This window comes from Phorcysia thermohydrogeniphila (assembly GCF_004339575.1).
Taxonomy (GTDB): Bacteria; Aquificota; Aquificia; order Desulfurobacteriales; family Desulfurobacteriaceae; genus Phorcysia; species Phorcysia thermohydrogeniphila.
On sequence record NZ_SMFV01000003.1, the window covers coordinates 1 to 18096 of the forward strand.

The following is an 18096-nucleotide window of genomic DNA, read 5'->3' on the forward strand; positions in this document are numbered from 1 at the left end:
CCCACCTGATAGAGGAAGAACTAAAGGAGAGCTCTTCTTTCTTTGACGCCTTTATAAAAGCTATCAAAAAACTCAAAGGCTCCTACGCAGTTGCAGCTATTACTACCTACGAGCCTGAAAAAATCTTCGTCGCAAGGAAGGATAGCCCTCTCATCATAGGCGTCGGAAACAACGAAAACTTCGTAGCCTCTGATATTCCTGCTTTCCTATCCTATACAAATAAAGCCGTCTTCTTAGACGACTACGAGGTCGCTATCGTTGAAAAAGACTCCTTCAAGGTCTTTGACCTTAACGGAAATGAAAAGAAAAAAGAAATCCGTACAATCCCTTGGTCCTTAGCTCAGGCTGAAAAAGCCGGCTACAAGCACTTTATGCTCAAAGAAATTTACGAGCAACCCCGTGCAATAGCAGACACTATAAGCGGCAATCTTTCTTGGTTCAGCGGAAAAGTCCCTCTTGAAGGTATCTCTCCACAGGACTTTGATAGAGTCCAAATTGTAGCCTGTGGTACTTCTTACCACGCTGGACTCATAGGTAAGTTCTACCTTGAAAATTTCTCCCTTATACCTACCGAAGTTGACTTGGCTTCTGAGTATAGGTACAGAAATCCCGTTGTGAATGAGAAAACTCTCGTCATTGCTATAACCCAGTCTGGGGAAACCGCAGATACATTAGCAGCTGTAAGGTTTGCTAAAAGTAAAGGTGCTAAAGTCCTTGCCATCTGCAACGTTATAGGCTCCACCGTAACGAGGGAAGCCCACGAAACCCTCTACACCTACGCAGGCCCTGAAATCAGCGTGGCCTCTACAAAGGCCTTTACAACTCAGGTAGTAACTCTCTTTATGCTCTCACTGTGGCTTGCAAGGAATAGAAACACCTTAAAGGAAGAAAAGGTAGAGGGACTCCTTCATGAACTCATGGAGCTACCTTCAAAAGTGGAAACTTTCTTAAACGACGAAAGAGAATCTGGAAAGGTCAAGGAAATAGCTGACAGTTTCCACAAGGCAACAAACGCCCTCTACGTAGGAAGGCATGTGAACTACCCGATAGCTCTTGAGGGAGCTCTAAAGCTTAAAGAGATATCTTACATCCACGCAGAAGGATACCCTGCAGGAGAGATGAAGCACGGTCCGATAGCTTTGATAGATGAAACGATGCCTGTTGTTGTCGTCGCAACGAAAGGAAGGGTTTACGAGAAGATGCTCTCAAATATGGAAGAGGTAAAAGCAAGGAAGGGGAAAGTGATAGCCGTTACAAATTCTGAGTGTAAAGAAGTTCAAGAAAAGGCAGACGCCTTTATAGAAGTTCCAGAAGTTAGCGAGTTCCTTTCCCCCATAGTAAACGTCATTCCTTTGCAACTTTTTGCCTACCACGTAGCCGATTTCTTAGGTTACGATGTTGACCAACCGAGAAATTTAGCAAAGAGCGTAACAGTTGAATAAACTTGTAAAATACACTACTACGCTATAGCCATAGGAGGGAAGATTGAACAAAGTACTTTTAATATTTGGTACTAGGCCTGAAGCTATCAAAATGGCCCCCTTAATAAAAGAGTTTGAAAGATATCCTGATAGGTTTAATGTTAAAGTATGCGTAACTGCCCAACATAGAGAAATGCTTGACCAAGTTTTAAAATTTTTCGGAATAGAACCTGATTATGACCTTAATCTTATGAAACCCAATCAGTCATTGTTTGAACTGACCGCAAATTTAATTAAAGAGCTCGAGTCAGTTTTGAAAGACTTTAATCCTGATTTGATTTTTGTTCAAGGAGATACAACAACAGCTTTCGTAGGAGCACTGGCGGGCTTTTACAATAAAGTAAAAGTTGCGCACATAGAAGCAGGTCTTAGGAGTAATAATAAATACTCTCCTTTCCCTGAGGAGGTAAATAGGGTTTTAATAGGAAAATTAGCAGATTTCCATTTCGCACCAACAGAGAAAGCAAAAAGGAACCTCCTTAAGGAAGGAATAAAGAACAATGTATGGGTTGTGGGAAACACAGTTATAGACGCTTTACTTTTGGGTCTCCAAATCATAAAAGAACAAGGAGAAGAGAAATATTATAGATATTTTGATTTTATGGATTTCTCAAAGAAAATTATCTTAGTCACAGGACATAGAAGAGAAAGTTTTGGAGAGCCTTTTAGAAATATTTGTTTCGCTTTAAAGGAGCTTGCAGACTCCTTTGAAGACGTAGAAATAGTTTATCCCGTTCACCTCAATCCTAATGTGAGAAAACCTGTAAATGAAATATTAAGAGGACATAGCCGGATCCACCTAATAGAACCTTTAGAATATCCATACCTCATATGGCTCATGAGTAAATCGTATCTGGTATTAACAGATTCCGGAGGAATTCAAGAAGAGGCTCCTTCTTTGGGCAAACCTGTTTTAGTGATGAGAGAAGTTACAGAAAGGATAGAAGGTATAGAAGCAGGAACAGCCAAGCTTGTAGGTACAAACAAGGAAAAGATCATCCTTGAGGCGGTAAAGCTTCTTGAGAATCAGGAAGAATACAATAAGATGGCTAAAGCAGTTAATCCTTACGGAGACGGAACTGCTTCAAGGAAAATACTTAAAATTCTTATGGAAAGTAGAAACTTATAAGGAGGAAAGTTATGAAACCTGAACCACTGACTGTAGTAATTATGGGATTGGGATACATTGGTTTACCAACAGCCGCTCTTATAGCAAGTAAAGGTATTAATGTCTACGGAGTTGATATCAATAAAAGTGTTGTAGATACCATAAATGAAGGTAAAATCCATATTGTAGAACCGGACTTAGATGGCCTTGTTCACGAAGTAGTCAGAAAGGGCTTACTGAAAGCATCTACTTCTCCTACTAAAGCTGATGTGTTCTTAATAGCAGTTCCGACTCCGTTCAAAGAAGGACATATTCCTGACATATCTTTTGTTGAAGCAGCTATCAAGATGATTACTCCCTATCTTGAGGAAGGAAACTTAGTGATTATTGAATCAACAAGCCCGATAGGAACTACAGAAAAAATGTACGACTTAATAACAAGTGAAAGACCTGAACTTAAAAATAGAATATACATGGCCTACTGCCCTGAAAGAGTACTTCCCGGAAAAATCCTTTACGAACTCCAGTATAACGATAGAGTCATAGGTGGAATAAATCCAGCATCAGCTAAAAGGGCTAAAGAGTTTTATTCACTTTTTGTTGAAGGAGAACTTCATGAGACGAACGCAAAAACAGCTGAAATGTGCAAACTCGTAGAAAACGCCTACCGTGATGTAAACATAGCATTCGCTAATGAACTTTCCCTCATTTGTGATAAGGCAGGTATAGACGTGTGGGAGCTTATAGAACTCGCTAACAAACACCCTAGAGTCAACATTCTGCAACCTGGTGTTGGAGTTGGAGGGCATTGTATAGCTGTAGATCCATGGTTTCTAATAACTCATTATCCTGAAGAGTCAAAATTAATAAAGGTTGCGAGGGAAGTAAACTTGTACAAAACGGAATGGGTAATAAAGAAGATCAAGGAAAAAGCCAAGGAATTTGAAGAGAACTACAGCAGGAAGCCAAAAATCGCTTGCTTAGGACTTACTTATAAACCGGATATAGATGATCTTAGAGAAAGCCCAGCACTTTATATTGTTAGGAGGTTGATTGCCGAAGGATACAGAATTTTAGCAGTAGAACCTTACGTTGATGACTTTAGTGAATTCCATGTTTATGAAACAGAAGAGGCTCTAAAAGAGGCAGATATTGTAGCTATCTTAGTTGCTCACAGACAGTTTAGAAATTTAAGAATAGAAAAAAATAAGCTTCTTGATTTTTGCGGTATCGTTGGGAACTCTTAATCTGAAATTTTCCTTTAGCAGGAGTTACTATTGAATGTGAGAAAAGACGCTATTTACAGTACCTTATCTATTATTTTATTTAATGGCTCTAGATGGTTTTATAATTCTTTTGCTGCTCGTTTTCTAACAGCTAGTGATTTTTCTTTGTTCAGTTTCGTACTGACATCTTCAAATCTAGTTCTTCCTCTATTTACTTTTGGAGTTAATTTGGGATTGATAAGAGAAGTTCCTATTCTTCTGAAAAAAGGGAAAGGAGAAATTCTTTATATCGAGCAAATGTTTTGGGGGTATATTATTTTAATATCTATTGCTGCATTTATTTTTTCCTTGATTTTATCTAAGTTTACAAAGATAGGCTTTTCAACTTTCGCCATTGTTATTACTGTATCTCTTGTCCTTTCTATATTGGTGTTTATTCAAAGTATTCTAAAAGCTTTTTCCCTATTTTTAGAGGAATTTAAAATTAGCTTAACTTTCTCCTTTTTTATGTTAGCAGTTATTGTACTATGGTTTGTATCTGGAACATACTGTTTTGAATACGCTATATTGTTCTTCTTAATACCAATGCTAATAGCTACGGGATATGGTATTAGAAAAGCTTCTCACATACAACTATTTAGTTTTAAGCCAAATTTTAAAGTTAAACCTTTCGTCAGTAACTATTTAAAGTATGGTTCCCATGAAATTTTAGTTGCTATCTATACAAATTCTGTCTCCTTTCTTTCATTCTTCATTTTAACAAGTACAGAATATGCTATTTTTAGGAAAATACTCTTAGTTTCTATTCCATTCACTATGATCTCAGGATCCATTTCACAAGTGTTTCTAAACAAATTTTCTGTTATCTATGTAACAGATAGAAGCTCTCTCAAGAAATTCTTTAGAAAGACACAAAAGTTATATCTACTGGCTGGCATAATAGGGTACGTTATTGCTATTTGCATTTTCTTCCCTGTCTCATCGTTGATTAAACTAGAAAAACAGTACCTTTTACTTTATTCCATTCTATCGTTATCTATATTATTTAGATTTATAAGCTCACTTTATGGAATCTTCTTAACAACGATAGGTTTTCAAACTTTAAGAGTTATAACCGTTATGATAGCGGCTTTAAGTAGTATCTTTCTTTTATTGATTCTGACCCCGTCTTTAGGCTTGTGGGGAGTTGTGATATCATACATCTCAAGTTTTTTTGTAATTTTAACAATATATTTCTACTTTGGAGAACTTAAAGTACTAAGAGGTTCTAAATGATAGTTGCTATTGTAGGTCCTGATGGTTCTGGGAAAAGTACTGTAGCAAGAAAATTGGTTAAGGAACTGGAAGATACCATCTACATTTACCTGGGACATGGTAAAGAAAGGAAGTACTGTCTAAGCAAGTTCAATAGGAAATTATTAAACGTAAAGTTTTTAGGAAGGTTTCTAAAGCTAATAGATGATATATTAATAATCAGTAAAATGAAACTGGATAATGACAAATTATACGTCACAGACAGATGGATAGTTGATTTATGTATTCAATCCGAAAGCAAATTTAAGAGAGCTATATTTTTTGCCATTTTCAGATTACTTCCAAAGCCAGACATTTTTGTTTTATTGGTTGGAGAACCTGAAAAGATTTTCCAAAGAAAAAGTGAGTTACCTGTAGAAAAAATCAGGAAGCAGATAAATGACTATAAGAAGATGCTTATAAAATATAATCTTTTAATTTTTGACACGACATTGGAATCCCCTATGCATATAGTAAACTTAGTAAAAAAAGAAATTGAAACTGCAAAAGGAGGAAAACAATGATTGAAACTGCAATATCTATTTTGGAGAGAGCAAATATTGACTATTTTTTAATTAGACCTGTCTCTAAAGGTGCAAATGATATTGATATATATGTGGATTTTTACAATTTGTTTAAACTAATCTCATATTTGCAGTCTCATAAAATAAACATAAGAATCATTACTTCATACAAATACAATACACTATTTTTATCTATAGGCGAAGTAGTAATCGATGTTCACACGCCGGTGATTGCTTTCTCTCATTTTCGGGATATACCTATTCCTCTTATTCCTAAGAAGGTAGACTATTTCTACTTCGGAAAGAAAAAAATTCCTATAGCCCCAGAACCTTATTTATTCTTCTATTGGTTTTTTCATTATATTTTTGACAAAAAGAGTTTCTCAAAGGGCTCTTCTTGTGAAATATTTAAAGAGAGATATTGCCGAAATTTTAGAAAGATCATAGAGGAAAAAGAATCTTTCTCATTTTTAACTTATCTATTTAGAGATAAAGCTACTGATGTTAAGCAGATACTTGAAAATGATTTGTTTTCCGTTCCTGAAGTGTTACCTAAGCAGCAAATCATATATTTAGATCGAATAGTTGTCCGAAAGAGAGTGTCTTTTAGGGAAATTCTAAAATTGAAAATAAGAAGAAAGATAAAAGGTGTTAAGATGATAGACATTAATAGTTTTAAATGGCAAGAAGAATTTTTTCAAACTTATCCATGAGGTGTTAAATGTTATCCCAGTTATATAAATTTCAAAGGGTGCTGGGTATAAAAGGAGGTAGGTATTTATTTTATCCAAATAGACAAGTTCCTTTTTTATTGTTACCTTATCAGAATAGAAATGTATTCTATAAAGCATTAGAAATACTACCTTTTACTCCCATGAAAATTAGATTTTACAAACTGCTAAGGAAAATTTTTAAATCTATACCTATTATAGCATTATGTGGAGAAGAAGAAAGTCTTGACTTTTCCGCAGAAGGAGACTATTACTCTATTGTGATTTTTCCATTTTCTATTCACCGAAAAATGCTTCTAATCTTGTTCAAAGATAGCGAAGTTTTCGTTAGAAAGGTTGCATTTGAAGATTCTAAAGATTTACTATATAATGAATACAAAGCAATGACAATGCCGTTAATATCTCCAATAGCTCCTCAAGTGATACAATACTGTGAATATGACAATTTATCTATATTAGACATGGAATTTGTGAAAGGGAGTTGTATTAGTGGCAATAAATTACCCGAACAAGTAGTAAATTTTTTCAATAAATTGTATTCCGAGTACTCTCAAGGTTCCTTTTATCCTTCTGAACACTCTTACATTCTTAATATGATAAACTTTGTAGAGTCAAAATTAAAACTCTTTAAAAATGATATGCTGCTGGAAAAATGGATGTTATTTAAGGATAAAATTATGAATATCAATAAGAGATTTTTATTAACTGCAATGCACGGAGATTTTACCAGAAGTAATATAATTATGAGTTCTTCTGTTAAGATTTTAGACTGGGAATTCTTTTCCACGAATGGCATTAATATAGACTTAAGTTATTACTCTTTTCGAAAAGTTTTGGATTCAAAGTTCCCTACATTCAAAAAGAACATCCATACCACTTATCCGATAGAGACTCTTTACTACATTTACTTTTACCTTAAAAATATAGACCATTCAGCTACAAAGATCATAAAAAAGGTTTTAGGATGAAAATGTTTAACATGACCTCAGAAACAATTTTATTTGTTTTAGTATCCTACTTAATATCTTGCATACTAGCAATAATATTCCCATTTGGCATTATTTTTCTCCCATTTTCCATATATATTATTTCTCCTATTCTAAGTTTAAGATTCGCAGTTATTAGCTTTACTGCATTAGTGAATAATCAATATACACTAATAGGTTTAGCTCATAAGGTTGATACTTATAGCTTTCAAATAGCCTATATAGCTGGATTTTTATTTTATTTTGTGGTTTTTGTTTTGTTCTCAAAAGTTTTAAGGCCCAAACTCTCCAAAAGTTTATTATTTTTAATTATTCTTTTTACAATTTCCTTTATCAAAAGCTTTCCTAATTTCTCAAGGGCAGCAATAATATTCTTCAATGTAATGGGAGGTTTCTTATCTTTGTTCCTAATCCTAAATAGTTCCTTGAAAAAGAAAGGAAAGTATTACTTAGAAATCCTTTTAAAGGATTTCTTCGCTTTAACTATAATCATTACATTTTTATCCATTTTAGTGGTAATTATAGATCTTCCTTTCAACCTATGGTTTTTAAAGTTTCATGCTAAATATTTAGATTTATACAGAGGAGAGCATAACAACTTTCTCATGAATATAGCAAATGCTTACATTACCTCTGTCGGTCCCATAGAAAATTGGATTAGATATACTCCGTTACTAAATGATCCTATTAGATCTGCTTACTGGTACCTTTACATACTTTACTTTATCTACTTTTATATACGACCGAATATTCAGAATTTATTTCCCAAATTACTTATGCTGTTTATTAGTCTTTCTTTTCTTCTTGTATGCTTATCTAAAGGTGCTCTTTCGCTGTTAGTATACACTATGCTATTCGCCTTTTTATTTAAGAGAGGAATGTACAAGATTTCACTCCTTTTATTCTTAGTAATACTATTATTTTCAATAGTACTTTCAACGGTTATAAAATCTAGTGCCGCAATTCATGTAATGGGATTACTCTTACCTTTCAAACAAAATTTAGATTTAAGATATTTTATAGGTAATAAATTAGCACTAGCAGGTAACATGGGAAGAATACCTGGAGAAAGTTGGATTGAGGCTGTTGAACGAGGAGCTGAAAGTTTAGTAGGAACTTACATGTATTCCGTTGGCTTAGTAGGTGTTTTACTTTACCTTAAAATTCATTGGAATACAATCAAATTAAAGCTTAAGGAAAGGAAGTATCCTCTTGCAGCTTTACTCACTGGTTCTTTAATTATAACATTCCTTCAGGAAGGACATTATAATATCATGCAAGTTTTCCCACTCTTAATGGTATCACTTCTTTTAGATTTTAAAAGGAGAAGCTATGAAAGCGATTACGGAATTTATAAGACACCAAATACTAAGATTATATGTTAAATACCTTCGGCTAAGAGGATGCCAAATACACCACACAAGTAAAATATTTTTAGGCGCAAAAATTGATCTTACCCATCCCACAGGAATCTTTATTGGTAAATATACCTATGTTGCTTACGGTGCTATCGTTTTAAGTCATGATTATACCCGCTCTCTTAGAACAAAAACGTATATAGGAGATTATTGTTTTATAGGAGTTAACTCCGTTATATTACCCGGAGTTAGAATCGGTAATCATGTCATAATCGGTGCTGGAAGCGTAGTTACAAAAGATATTCCCGATAATTCAATAGCTGTCGGAAACCCTGCTAAAGTTATAAAAAAAGATATCTCAACTGATAAATACGGAAAATTAGTTAAAAGGGAGGCTTCTAATGAAAATAGCTGTTCTTACTAGCAGGTACCCAACTGAAAAAGAACCCTACAATCATATGTTCGTTCATACACGCAATAGAGAGTATGTAGAAAAAGGAGTATATGTAAGCGTATTTGTTCCTTCTAAAAATAAGTATTTCTACACATTTGAAGGAATTAATGTTTACAGACTTCCAACTTTTGAAATAATTAAAAAGCTGGAAAGTTTTGACATTACTTTTATACATTTGCTGCATACTTACCCGATAAAAGAGATAGATGGAAGTATAATATATAACCACATTATTAAGTTTGAAATTCCTGTTCTTTTTTTTATACATGGCATAGAAGTCCAGAAAATTTCAAAGTCCTATAAAGACGAAGTAGAAATAACTAATCCGAAAAGTATCCTTCGAGCTTTATACCATGATTTTTACCAAATTCCTAAAATAAAAAAAATTATTAAATCCCTTTTAAATTACTCTAAATGCAGATTTATATCGGTATCCAAATGGATGCTAAAAGAGGTTTATGATAACCTCAAGATAAATTTGTCGTCAAAGGCAGTAGTTATACCAAATGGAATAGATACGAACCTATTTGTATATGATAATCATTGGAACTATAGGTATAAAGTTCTAACATTAAGACCTTTGATTTTAAAAGGAAAATATGCATTGGACTTAGCTGTTTTGACAATGAAGCACATAAAACAAGACAAAGTAAATTTAACAATATACGGTAAAGGCAAAGATGAATCAAAAATTAAAGACTTTATTAACAAACAAGAATTATCAAGAAGAGTTAAAATCATCAACAAATTTTTGCAACATAAAGAAATACCAATAATTCATAAAAATTTTGGTTTATACTATGCGGTTACAAGAATGGACGCTCAAGGAGTTTCCATGTGTGAAGCTATGGCTTCGGGGTTACCTGTTATAAGTTTTAATGTTTGTGGAATACCGGAGTTTGTAAAGCATAATAAAACTGGTATTCTTATAGAGCCTTTCAATATTCAAGAAGCAGCTAATTGGATAGAGAACCTAACTTATGATAAAAATTTATATATTCGAATTTCCGAGAATGCCAGAAAATTTATAGAAACTATTGATATAAAAAACACAACTCAGAAAGAGTTGGATATCGCAAAAAGTTTAATGTAACCCCCTCAATAAGGAGGCATAAATGTGCGGCATATTAGGAACTGTTAATATTAAATTGCATAAAAAGGATTTAGACCTGCTAAAACACAGAGGACCAGATGATTGGGGGATAGAACTAATAGAGATCGACGAAAACAAAATATACTTTGGACACAGAAGACTCTCCATTCTAGATCTTTCTTTTGCTGGACACCAGCCAATGTATTCCTATGATGAAAAATTTTTAGTTATATTTAACGGTGAGATTTACAATCACCTTGAACTAAGAGAAAAGTTAAAAGAGGTGCCTTTTAAAGGCCATTCAGATACTGAAACTATTGTTAACTATCTAGCAAAATTTGGACCTAAAAGCTTTATAGATTTCAACGGTATATTTGCATTCGGACTTCTAGATATAGAAAATAAAAAAATTTACATAGCAAGAGATAGATTTGGGGTAAAACCTATTTACTATTGGCATGACGGAAATAAGTTTATTTTCTCATCAGAAATTAAGCCAATTCTAAAGTTAACCAACAAATTTGAGATCGACAAAGATGCTCTAGTAACATTTTTGACTCTCCGTTATAATCCTGCTCCTAAAACACTTATAAGAGAAGTTCACAAACTTCGTCCCGGAGATCTTTTAGAATTTGACATAATTACAGGTAAGCTTTCAAAAGTTTTAAATATAAATGAACAAAGAATTCCTCAAATAAAAATCGATAGAAATAAGGGGGAAGACTATTGGACTGATCTCTTAGCTGAAACACTCGAAGAAGCCGTTAGAAGACAACTGCTCTCTGATGTAGAAGTTGGTGTTTTTTTATCCGGAGGATTAGATTCAGCTTTAATTGCTGCTATTGCTTCAAAATATGTTAGAGGAAAACTCAAAACTTTTTGTATAGGTTTTGAAGGTGCTGAAAGTCCCATGGAAGATGAACGCGAAGATGCAAAAAAAACTGCAAAAATAGTTGGAACAGACCATTATGAAAAAGTTGTTAAACCAGAAGATTACTTGGAATTTGTTAGAAAGTCCATTTATTTTTTGGAAGAGCCCAACGGAACAGCCCCTACTTTTGCTCAGTACGAAGTTGCAAAGCTTGCAAGGAAATACGTAAAAGTTGCTCTAGCAGGCCAAGGAGCCGATGAAATCTTCATGGGATATAAAAGATACAACTTCGCAAATAAACTTGAGTCTTTTTTAAGTTTTAGAAAACTTATACTTCTCTCATCTGTATTATTAAATTGGCATCACCAATTGCGAAGGTTATTGTATGCTCTGGAAGGAGAGGATCTATATAAAGTTTTCGTCAACGCTTATTCCGTATTTACAAGGAAAGAACTTGAAAAGCTTTTAAACTATCAATTAAAGCAGAACATAGATGATTTAAAATTCTTTTATAACTTAATAAACAAAAACGACAACAAACTTGTAGAGATTATGTCCATTCTTGATACCTATACTTGGCTTCCAGACGAACTGCTAATGTATGGCGATAAAATGACAATGGCACTATCCCTAGAAATGAGAGTACCCTTTTTGGATAATGAGGTCGTAAAAGTAGTCGAAAGTATTCCTGCAGACTTTAAGATTCGTAACGGCGAGAACAAGTACATACTAAAGCGAGTAGCAGCCAAATACCTACCGAAAGATATTATATATAGAAAGAAAAGAGGATTCTCACTACCAATTTTAAAATGGTTAAAGACAGATCTGCAAGAACACTTAAGAAGATTATTCGTTGAAAATTCACATCCTATTCATAATTTTGTAAAGAAGGAATATATAGAACGTTTACTTGACAATTATCAAAGCGGAAAAGAAAAAGATCATCGCAAAGGAATAGTTTTAATTCACTTTGGGATATTCTTAGAAACATTTGAGAAATTAATAGTACAAGAGGGAAGAAAGTTATGAACCTTAAGAAACACAGGATTTACATTCTTGGTTGTCCAATAGATGTATTAACTTTAGAAGAAACTTTGACTATCATAGATAAAGCTATACAAGAAAAGAAACATATCTACCACATTGCTGTAAATGCAGCTAAACTTGTCAGAATGAAAAAAGATAGAGAACTTTACGAAAGTGTAGTAAATGCCGATATAATTAACGCCGATGGTATGGCGGTGGTTTGGGCTTCAAAACTTATAGGGAAGCCTCTTCCAGAGCGAGTAGCTGGCATTGATCTCATGCAAGAAGTTGTTAAACTGGCCTATAAGCGTGGTTATAAAATCTTTTTCTTTGGTGCAGAGGAGGACGTTGTTAAGAAGGTTGTAGAGAAATATTCAAAAGAATATTCACCTGAGATAATCGCCGGTTACAGGAACGGCTATTATTCTGACGAAGAAGAAGCTACTATTGCCGAACAAATAGCTAACAGCAGAGCAAATATCTTATTTGTCGCTATGAGTTCTCCCAAGAAAGAGAAGTTTTTATATAAATACAGAGATGTACTGAAAAATGTTAACTTCATTATGGGAGTAGGCGGAAGCTTTGATGTCATTGCAGGAAAGGTCAAAAGAGCTCCAAAGTGGATGCAAAACGCAGGATTAGAATGGTTTTATAGATTCTTACAGGAACCTAAAAGGATGTGGAAAAGGGCATTTGTAGATAACAGTAAGTTTATATTATTGGTAGCAAAGGAATTCATTAGAATAAAACTCAGAAAAAATAAAAATTAATGAAACAATCTGAATATCATAATGAAGAGGTTGAGGATAATTGTCTCCTGTAATCCTCATTAACTCCTAAAAAGCCCTGTTATCTTTTCAAAGCATCCAGATAGTGTATGATAATTTTTGTAAATTTGATAATAGATAAAACCCTTTAAATTATGGGAGAAGCTATGAAAGCTATTATTCTAGCAGGTGGTAGCGGAACAAGGCTGTATCCCGTTACTATGACTGTTAACAAACATTTTCTCCCGATATACAACAAACCTATGATTTATTATCCCCTCTCATTAGTTATGCTCCTCGGAATAAAAAACGTTCTGTTTATCGTTAATCCTACAGACTTAGAAACTTTCAAAAGGTTGTTCAGAGATGGAAGCCACTTAGGGATGAATATAAAGTACCGTATTCAGGAAAAACCCAACGGACTGGCAGAAGGGTTAATACTGGCAGAAGACTTCATAGGAAACGACAATATTTGCTACCTACTTGGAGACAACATTTTCTACGGTCATGACCTCGTAAAAATCATGGCAGAAGCTAAAAAAGAAATTGAAGAAAAGGGAGGAGCTTATGTTTTTGGTTACTATGTAAAAGACCCTGAAAGGTTTGGAGTTGTAGAATTTGATGAAAAAGGCAATGTAAAATCAATAGAAGAAAAACCCAAAAAGCCAAAATCAAACTACGCTGTTGTAGGCATGTACTTTTACGACAACGAAGCTATAGAAATTGCTAAAAGAGTTAAACCTTCAGACAGAGGAGAACTGGAAATAACCTCTGTTAATGAGGAATATCTAAGGCGTGGTAAGCTCAAAGTTAAACTTCTTGGAAGAGGTTTTGCGTGGTTTGATGCTGGTACTCACGATAGCTTCCTTGAAGCTGGTGAGTTTGTAGCTACAATTGAGAAAAAGACAGGTCTCATGATAGGGTGCATAGAGGAAATTGCCTACAGAAACGGATGGATAGACAGGGAGCAACTTTTAGAGCTTGCTAAACCCCTCGCGAAGACAGATTATGGGAAATACCTACTGGAATTAGCAAACTCAGAATAAGGGAGGACCTACATGCCCTTTGAATTCATAAGGACAGAAATTCCTGAAGTAATAATCGTCAAACCAAAAGTTTTCAACGATAAAAGAGGTTTTTTTATGGAAACCTACAAGAAATCTGATTTTAAAAAGGTAGGAATAGATACTGACTTTGTTCAAGATAATCACTCTAAATCCGTTAAAGGAGTACTAAGAGGACTTCATTACCAGCTTGAACCAAAAGCTCAAGGGAAGCTTGTAAGATGCATAAAGGGAAAAATTTTTGACGTTGCCATTGATATAAGGAAAGGAAGCCCTACTTTTGGAAAGTGGATAGGAGTGGAACTTTCTGAAGAAAATAAGTTAATGCTATGGATACCCAAAGGATTCGCACATGGTTTTCTAACACTTTCTGAGGAGGCTGAAATCGTTTACAAAGTTTCAGGAAGTGAATATTCTCCGGAACACGACAGATGTATAAGGTGGAATGACCCTGACATAAATATCAAATGGCCGCTGGATAGTGAGCCAATCCTCTCTGAAAAGGATCGTTCTGCACCCGCCTTAAGAGAAGCAGAAATCAACTTCATATATATGGGATGATTCCCACGGAGGAAAAATGAAGTTACTTGTAACTGGTGGAGCTGGCTTTATAGGAAGTGAGTTTGTAAGACAGGCAGTAAAAAGAGAGATAGAAACAATAGTTGTTGATAAGCTTACGTATGCCGGCGATTTAGAAAGATTGAGAGAAATAGAAGGAGATTTCCGGTTCTACAAGGCAGACATAACAAATAAAGAGTTTATTGAACATATTTTTCAAACAGAAAAGCCCGACGTTGTTGTTCACTGGGCCGCGGAAAGTCACGTTGACAGGAGCATCCTTGATGCAACACCTTTCATAGATACAAATGTAAAAGGAACGCAAATCCTTCTTGAAGTAGCAAGAAAAACTGACATATCCCTTTTTATAAACATTTCAACTGACGAAGTTTATGGAGAGCTGGGAAAAGACGGACAATTCTATGAGAACACACCTTTAAATCCAAATTCACCCTACTCTGCAAGCAAGGCTTCTGCAGATATGTTAGGAAGGGCTTACCACAGGACGTATGGACTACCAGTAATAACTGTCCGTCCTTCAAATAATTATGGCCCTTGGCAGTATCCAGAAAAGTTAATTCCTGTAGTTATCTTGAAAGCCCTGAATAATGAACCTATACCTGTTTACGGTACTGGAGAAAATATTAGAGAATGGCTGTTTGTTACTGACTGTGTAGAAGCCATCTTTAAGATAATAGAAGGCGGAAAGCCCGGAGAAATTTACAACGTTGGAAGTGGAGAAGAAAGAAGAAACATAGATGTTGTTAAGTCAATCCTAAAACTATTAGGAAAGTCTGAGGACTTAATAACCTTTGTGAAAGATAGGCCGGGTCACGATTACAGATACTCTCTCAACTCGGAAAAAATAGAGAAAGAACTTGGATGGAAGGCAAAAGTGAAATTTGAAGAAGGAATAGAAAGAACTGTTAAATGGTATCTTGACAATCTCAACTGGATGCTAAAGAAAGTGGACTTCTTGAAAGATTATTGGAGAAAGGTATACCGTTGAGGTTCACAATGAGAAAAATGCGATATCTGGTAATTGGCAAAAACGGTCAGCTCGGGAAAGAGTTTCTGAGAAAACTAAGCGAGAAGGTCAATGTTGAAGTTATTGCTGTAGGACGTGAAGAATGCGATATATCCAACTTAGAACAGGTCCTAAGTTTGTTCAGTACTACTAAGCCTGATGTAGCCATCAACTGTGCAGCTTACAATTTCGTTGACAAGGCCGAAGAAGATTATGTAACTGCTATAAAAGTAAATAGTCTCGGTATTAGAAATCTGGCTTTTGCATCCAAAAAGTACAAGTCTTTCCTTGTGCATTACAGTACTGACTATGTTTTTGACGGTATGAAGAGAAATGGTCTCTACACAGAAGAAGACACTCCCAACCCTCTAAATGAATACGGGAAAAGTAAACTGTTAGGAGAAAAACTCTTAAAAGAAGAAACTGACAATTTCCTGCTTTTCAGGGTTAGCTGGGTTTACGGGGATGGCAAACAGAACTTTATTTATAAGCTTCTGACTTGGGCCAAGGACAGAGAGTATTTAATGATATCCAACAATGAAGTATCTGTTCCCACATCTACAAAGACAATTGTTGAAATGACTCTAAAAGCTTTAGATGCTGACTTGAAGGGTCTATACCATCTTACAAACTCCGGATACGCTTCTCGTTATGAATGGGCTAAAAAAGTTCTACAAGTAAAAGGTATCAGAAAGGTCATATATCCAGTTTCCAGCGAGGTGTTTAATCTGCCTGCTAAAAGACCTGAATTTTCTGCCATGAGCAACAGCAAACTCGCTAAAACCCTTGATGTGGAAATTCCTTGGTGGGAATATGAACTAGAAAGATTTCTGAAAACTGAGAGGTAAATGATTTTAACTCCTTTACTAATAGAACGTAGAGGAAAAATATAACTAATATTCAAGATGCTCACTCCTGACATAAATGCGAGAGCAGTTACTTCTGCCCTTAAGGCAATATTTGAGCTTAGATATTCTCCAGATATCACAGGCAGTCGAAATGCAAGAAGTTGATATCAGAGCACCTTCGGGGTAAAAAAGTATCGTGAAGGGAACAACGAGCAGTTAACAATACCTACCAAAGAAGTGATGAAGAAACTCGTTTACATTCTGCACGCGAGAGAAATGTATAATAACCAAAGAGAGAAAAATCTGAGATGAAAAAGGTAAGCAAGACCTCAAAGGAAGACGTTATAAGGATTAATGAATTTGGAATCATGGAGATTAAGAGGTTGAAACTCAAACTTTCTTACAACCGTAAACGTTTCCGCTTGACTATAGTTCTTTCAGAACTTGGAAGTCACAGATTTGAGAGAAAGCCAGATATTGCTCAAGGGGCAATACATAAATCTGCTCCGTCTTGTACTTTTACTTCTAAGGAACGTTACAAATAGGAGGATGTATGGAATTTGGAGCATATTTTCTACTGTCCATTTTGATTTCAGTCTCTACGATTCTTTTTACTCTGCGATTTTCCAAAAAGGAAGAATTCCTTGATACACATATCAAGGCTCACGCCATACATCGTGTTCCAGTTCCTAGGATTGGAGGATTAGGAATTTATCTAGCAGTAGCTCTCTTTATGGTTCTCAAAGGCTATATTAAGCTTTTCTTGCTATCAACCATGGTTTTTATGATAGGATTTATCGAAGACTTGAAGAAAGATATCCCTCCCAAAGTACGACTTGCAGGACTATTATTGATTTCCTATTTCTCTTGCTTCATATTGGGTATTGATATTAAAACACTTGGATTTCTAGAACTTCCCTACTTCCTCTCCCTAGCTTTAACTGTTGTAGCTATAGCTGGATATACAAACGCAGTAAACATTGTAGATGGTTTAAATGGACTTGCATCTGGAATTTCCCTTCTTTTTGTTCTTTTTTTGGGAATGACTTACTATGAGTTTGGAAATATAAGCATGTTCCTACTCTGCATTGCAATTATAGGAGCTATTGTAGGCTTCTTGATTTTTAACTTTCCAAATGGGAAAATTTTTCTGGGAGATGGAGGAGCATATTTCCTTGGCTATATTTGTGCTATCCTCTCCATAAAGCTAATCAATTTGTATCCCGAAGTTTCCCCATGGTTTCCTCTAATATTGGGAGTCTATCCTGTTTGGGAAGTTTTGTTTTCTGCATACCGAAGATGGAAGAAAGGGAAACCCCCATTTTATCCTGATAAATTACATTTTCATACGTTAGTCTATTATATGGTCACTCGATCAAACCCTGCAGCTTCCTTTATTATAGTCCTCTGGTGTTTTATCTTCTCTGTGATAGCGTACTTCCTGAAAAGTTGTACTTACTGCTTAGTTATAGAGTTTCTTATTTTCGTGCTAAACTACTCTTATTTCTACCGCAAGCTAGCAACCAGTCTAAGGTTAAGTTAACGAATTAATTCCTCTTTCCTACGTTTCAAAGATTACCATGAACACCGAAGATTCTAAGCCCAGTAATAAGGCAGAGCTCTACAAAAGATAAAAGTTCAGATCCGGAGAAGGAAGAAATGATGTTGAAGATTACAACGA

At 34.9% G+C, this 18096-nt stretch carries 18 protein-coding genes; all 18 read left to right on the forward strand.

Going from position 1 to position 18096, the window contains the following annotated elements:
* Positions 1-1442: glutamine--fructose-6-phosphate transaminase (isomerizing) (gene glmS / locus CLV27_RS04280; protein ID WP_132526181.1), on the forward strand; the 1442-nt coding region annotated here is incomplete at its 5' end.
* A gap of 43 nt (positions 1443-1485) precedes the next feature.
* The gene (gene wecB, locus CLV27_RS04285) at positions 1486-2610 is read left to right on the forward strand and encodes a non-hydrolyzing UDP-N-acetylglucosamine 2-epimerase (RefSeq protein ID WP_132526183.1); all 1125 of its coding nucleotides are present in this window, start codon (positions 1486-1488) and stop codon (positions 2608-2610) included.
* Between the two features lie 11 nt (positions 2611-2621).
* Positions 2622-3836 (forward strand): UDP-N-acetyl-D-mannosamine dehydrogenase, encoded by a 1215-nt coding sequence (gene wecC / locus CLV27_RS04290; protein WP_132526185.1) that lies wholly within the window; start codon positions 2622-2624, stop codon positions 3834-3836.
* A 30-nt stretch (positions 3837-3866) separates the two neighbouring features.
* Positions 3867-5090 (forward strand): lipopolysaccharide biosynthesis protein, encoded by a 1224-nt coding sequence (locus CLV27_RS04295; protein WP_132526187.1) that lies wholly within the window; start codon positions 3867-3869, stop codon positions 5088-5090.
* Positions 5087-5632 (forward strand): P-loop NTPase family protein, encoded by a 546-nt coding sequence (locus tag CLV27_RS04300; protein ID WP_132526189.1) that lies wholly within the window; start codon positions 5087-5089, stop codon positions 5630-5632. The genes CLV27_RS04295 and CLV27_RS04300 overlap by 4 nt, the downstream gene beginning before the upstream one ends.
* Positions 5629-6345 carry a hypothetical protein gene (locus CLV27_RS04305; protein WP_132526191.1) on the forward strand — a complete coding sequence of 239 codons (717 nt, stop codon included), beginning with the start codon at positions 5629-5631 and terminating at the stop codon, positions 6343-6345. The genes CLV27_RS04300 and CLV27_RS04305 overlap by 4 nt, the downstream gene beginning before the upstream one ends.
* An 8-nt stretch (positions 6346-6353) precedes the next feature.
* Positions 6354-7331 carry a hypothetical protein gene (locus tag CLV27_RS04310; protein ID WP_132526193.1) on the forward strand — a complete coding sequence of 326 codons (978 nt, stop codon included), beginning with the start codon at positions 6354-6356 and terminating at the stop codon, positions 7329-7331.
* Positions 7328-8734: a hypothetical protein gene (locus tag CLV27_RS04315; RefSeq protein WP_132526195.1), complete on the forward strand. Its 1407-nt coding sequence runs from the start codon at positions 7328-7330 to the stop codon at positions 8732-8734. Before CLV27_RS04310 ends, CLV27_RS04315 begins: the two co-directional genes overlap by 4 nt.
* Positions 8682-9131 carry an acyltransferase gene (locus CLV27_RS04320; RefSeq protein WP_132526197.1) on the forward strand — a complete coding sequence of 150 codons (450 nt, stop codon included), beginning with the start codon at positions 8682-8684 and terminating at the stop codon, positions 9129-9131. The genes CLV27_RS04315 and CLV27_RS04320 overlap by 53 nt, the downstream gene beginning before the upstream one ends.
* Positions 9109-10254, forward strand: a complete 1146-nt coding sequence (locus CLV27_RS04325; RefSeq protein ID WP_132526199.1) for a glycosyltransferase family 4 protein — start codon at positions 9109-9111, stop codon at positions 10252-10254. The genes CLV27_RS04320 and CLV27_RS04325 overlap by 23 nt, the downstream gene beginning before the upstream one ends.
* Before the next feature lie 22 nt (positions 10255-10276).
* Positions 10277-12154, forward strand: coding sequence for an asparagine synthase (glutamine-hydrolyzing) (gene asnB, locus CLV27_RS04330; protein ID WP_132526201.1), 1878 nt, complete (start codon positions 10277-10279; stop codon positions 12152-12154).
* The gene (locus CLV27_RS04335; protein ID WP_132526203.1) at positions 12151-12921 is read left to right on the forward strand and encodes a WecB/TagA/CpsF family glycosyltransferase; all 771 of its coding nucleotides are present in this window, start codon (positions 12151-12153) and stop codon (positions 12919-12921) included. Before asnB ends, CLV27_RS04335 begins: the two co-directional genes overlap by 4 nt.
* A gap of 164 nt (positions 12922-13085) precedes the next feature.
* The gene (gene rfbA / locus CLV27_RS04340) at positions 13086-13964 is read left to right on the forward strand and encodes a glucose-1-phosphate thymidylyltransferase RfbA (RefSeq protein ID WP_132526205.1); all 879 of its coding nucleotides are present in this window, start codon (positions 13086-13088) and stop codon (positions 13962-13964) included.
* A gap of 12 nt (positions 13965-13976) precedes the next feature.
* A complete protein-coding gene (gene rfbC, locus CLV27_RS04345; RefSeq protein WP_132526207.1) occupies positions 13977-14543 on the forward strand; it encodes a dTDP-4-dehydrorhamnose 3,5-epimerase in 567 nt (188 codons plus the stop codon).
* Between the two features lie 16 nt (positions 14544-14559).
* Positions 14560-15549 carry a dTDP-glucose 4,6-dehydratase gene (gene rfbB, locus CLV27_RS04350; RefSeq protein ID WP_132526209.1) on the forward strand — a complete coding sequence of 330 codons (990 nt, stop codon included), beginning with the start codon at positions 14560-14562 and terminating at the stop codon, positions 15547-15549.
* The gene (gene rfbD / locus CLV27_RS04355; protein ID WP_243644872.1) at positions 15528-16415 is read left to right on the forward strand and encodes a dTDP-4-dehydrorhamnose reductase; all 888 of its coding nucleotides are present in this window, start codon (positions 15528-15530) and stop codon (positions 16413-16415) included. Before rfbB ends, rfbD begins: the two co-directional genes overlap by 22 nt.
* A 308-nt stretch (positions 16416-16723) precedes the next feature.
* The gene (locus tag CLV27_RS04360) at positions 16724-16960 is read left to right on the forward strand and encodes a hypothetical protein (protein WP_132526211.1); all 237 of its coding nucleotides are present in this window, start codon (positions 16724-16726) and stop codon (positions 16958-16960) included.
* Between the two features lie 8 nt (positions 16961-16968).
* Positions 16969-17958 carry a glycosyltransferase family 4 protein gene (locus CLV27_RS04365; RefSeq protein WP_132526213.1) on the forward strand — a complete coding sequence of 330 codons (990 nt, stop codon included), beginning with the start codon at positions 16969-16971 and terminating at the stop codon, positions 17956-17958.
* Positions 17959-18096: the final 138 nt, after the last annotated feature.

Excerpts from the sequence above, each read along its gene's own strand:
- wecC (WP_132526185.1), top strand. The coding sequence starts at position 2,622 with ATGAAACCTGAACCACTGACTGTAGTAATTATGGGATTGGGATACATT.
- CLV27_RS04300 (WP_132526189.1), top strand. The coding sequence starts at position 5,087 with ATGATAGTTGCTATTGTAGGTCCTGATGGTTCTGGGAAAAGTACTGTA.
- CLV27_RS04305 (WP_132526191.1), top strand. The coding sequence starts at position 5,629 with ATGATTGAAACTGCAATATCTATTTTGGAGAGAGCAAATATTGACTAT.
- CLV27_RS04310 (WP_132526193.1), top strand. The coding sequence starts at position 6,354 with ATGTTATCCCAGTTATATAAATTTCAAAGGGTGCTGGGTATAAAAGGA.
- CLV27_RS04315 (WP_132526195.1), top strand. The coding sequence starts at position 7,328 with ATGAAAATGTTTAACATGACCTCAGAAACAATTTTATTTGTTTTAGTA.
- CLV27_RS04320 (WP_132526197.1), top strand. The coding sequence starts at position 8,682 with ATGAAAGCGATTACGGAATTTATAAGACACCAAATACTAAGATTATAT.
- CLV27_RS04325 (WP_132526199.1), top strand. The coding sequence starts at position 9,109 with ATGAAAATAGCTGTTCTTACTAGCAGGTACCCAACTGAAAAAGAACCC.
- asnB (WP_132526201.1), top strand. The coding sequence starts at position 10,277 with ATGTGCGGCATATTAGGAACTGTTAATATTAAATTGCATAAAAAGGAT.
- CLV27_RS04335 (WP_132526203.1), top strand. The coding sequence starts at position 12,151 with ATGAACCTTAAGAAACACAGGATTTACATTCTTGGTTGTCCAATAGAT.
- rfbA (WP_132526205.1), top strand. The coding sequence starts at position 13,086 with ATGAAAGCTATTATTCTAGCAGGTGGTAGCGGAACAAGGCTGTATCCC.
- rfbC (WP_132526207.1), top strand. The coding sequence starts at position 13,977 with ATGCCCTTTGAATTCATAAGGACAGAAATTCCTGAAGTAATAATCGTC.
- rfbB (WP_132526209.1), top strand. The coding sequence starts at position 14,560 with ATGAAGTTACTTGTAACTGGTGGAGCTGGCTTTATAGGAAGTGAGTTT.
- CLV27_RS04360 (WP_132526211.1), top strand. The coding sequence starts at position 16,724 with ATGAAAAAGGTAAGCAAGACCTCAAAGGAAGACGTTATAAGGATTAAT.
- CLV27_RS04365 (WP_132526213.1), top strand. The coding sequence starts at position 16,969 with ATGGAATTTGGAGCATATTTTCTACTGTCCATTTTGATTTCAGTCTCT.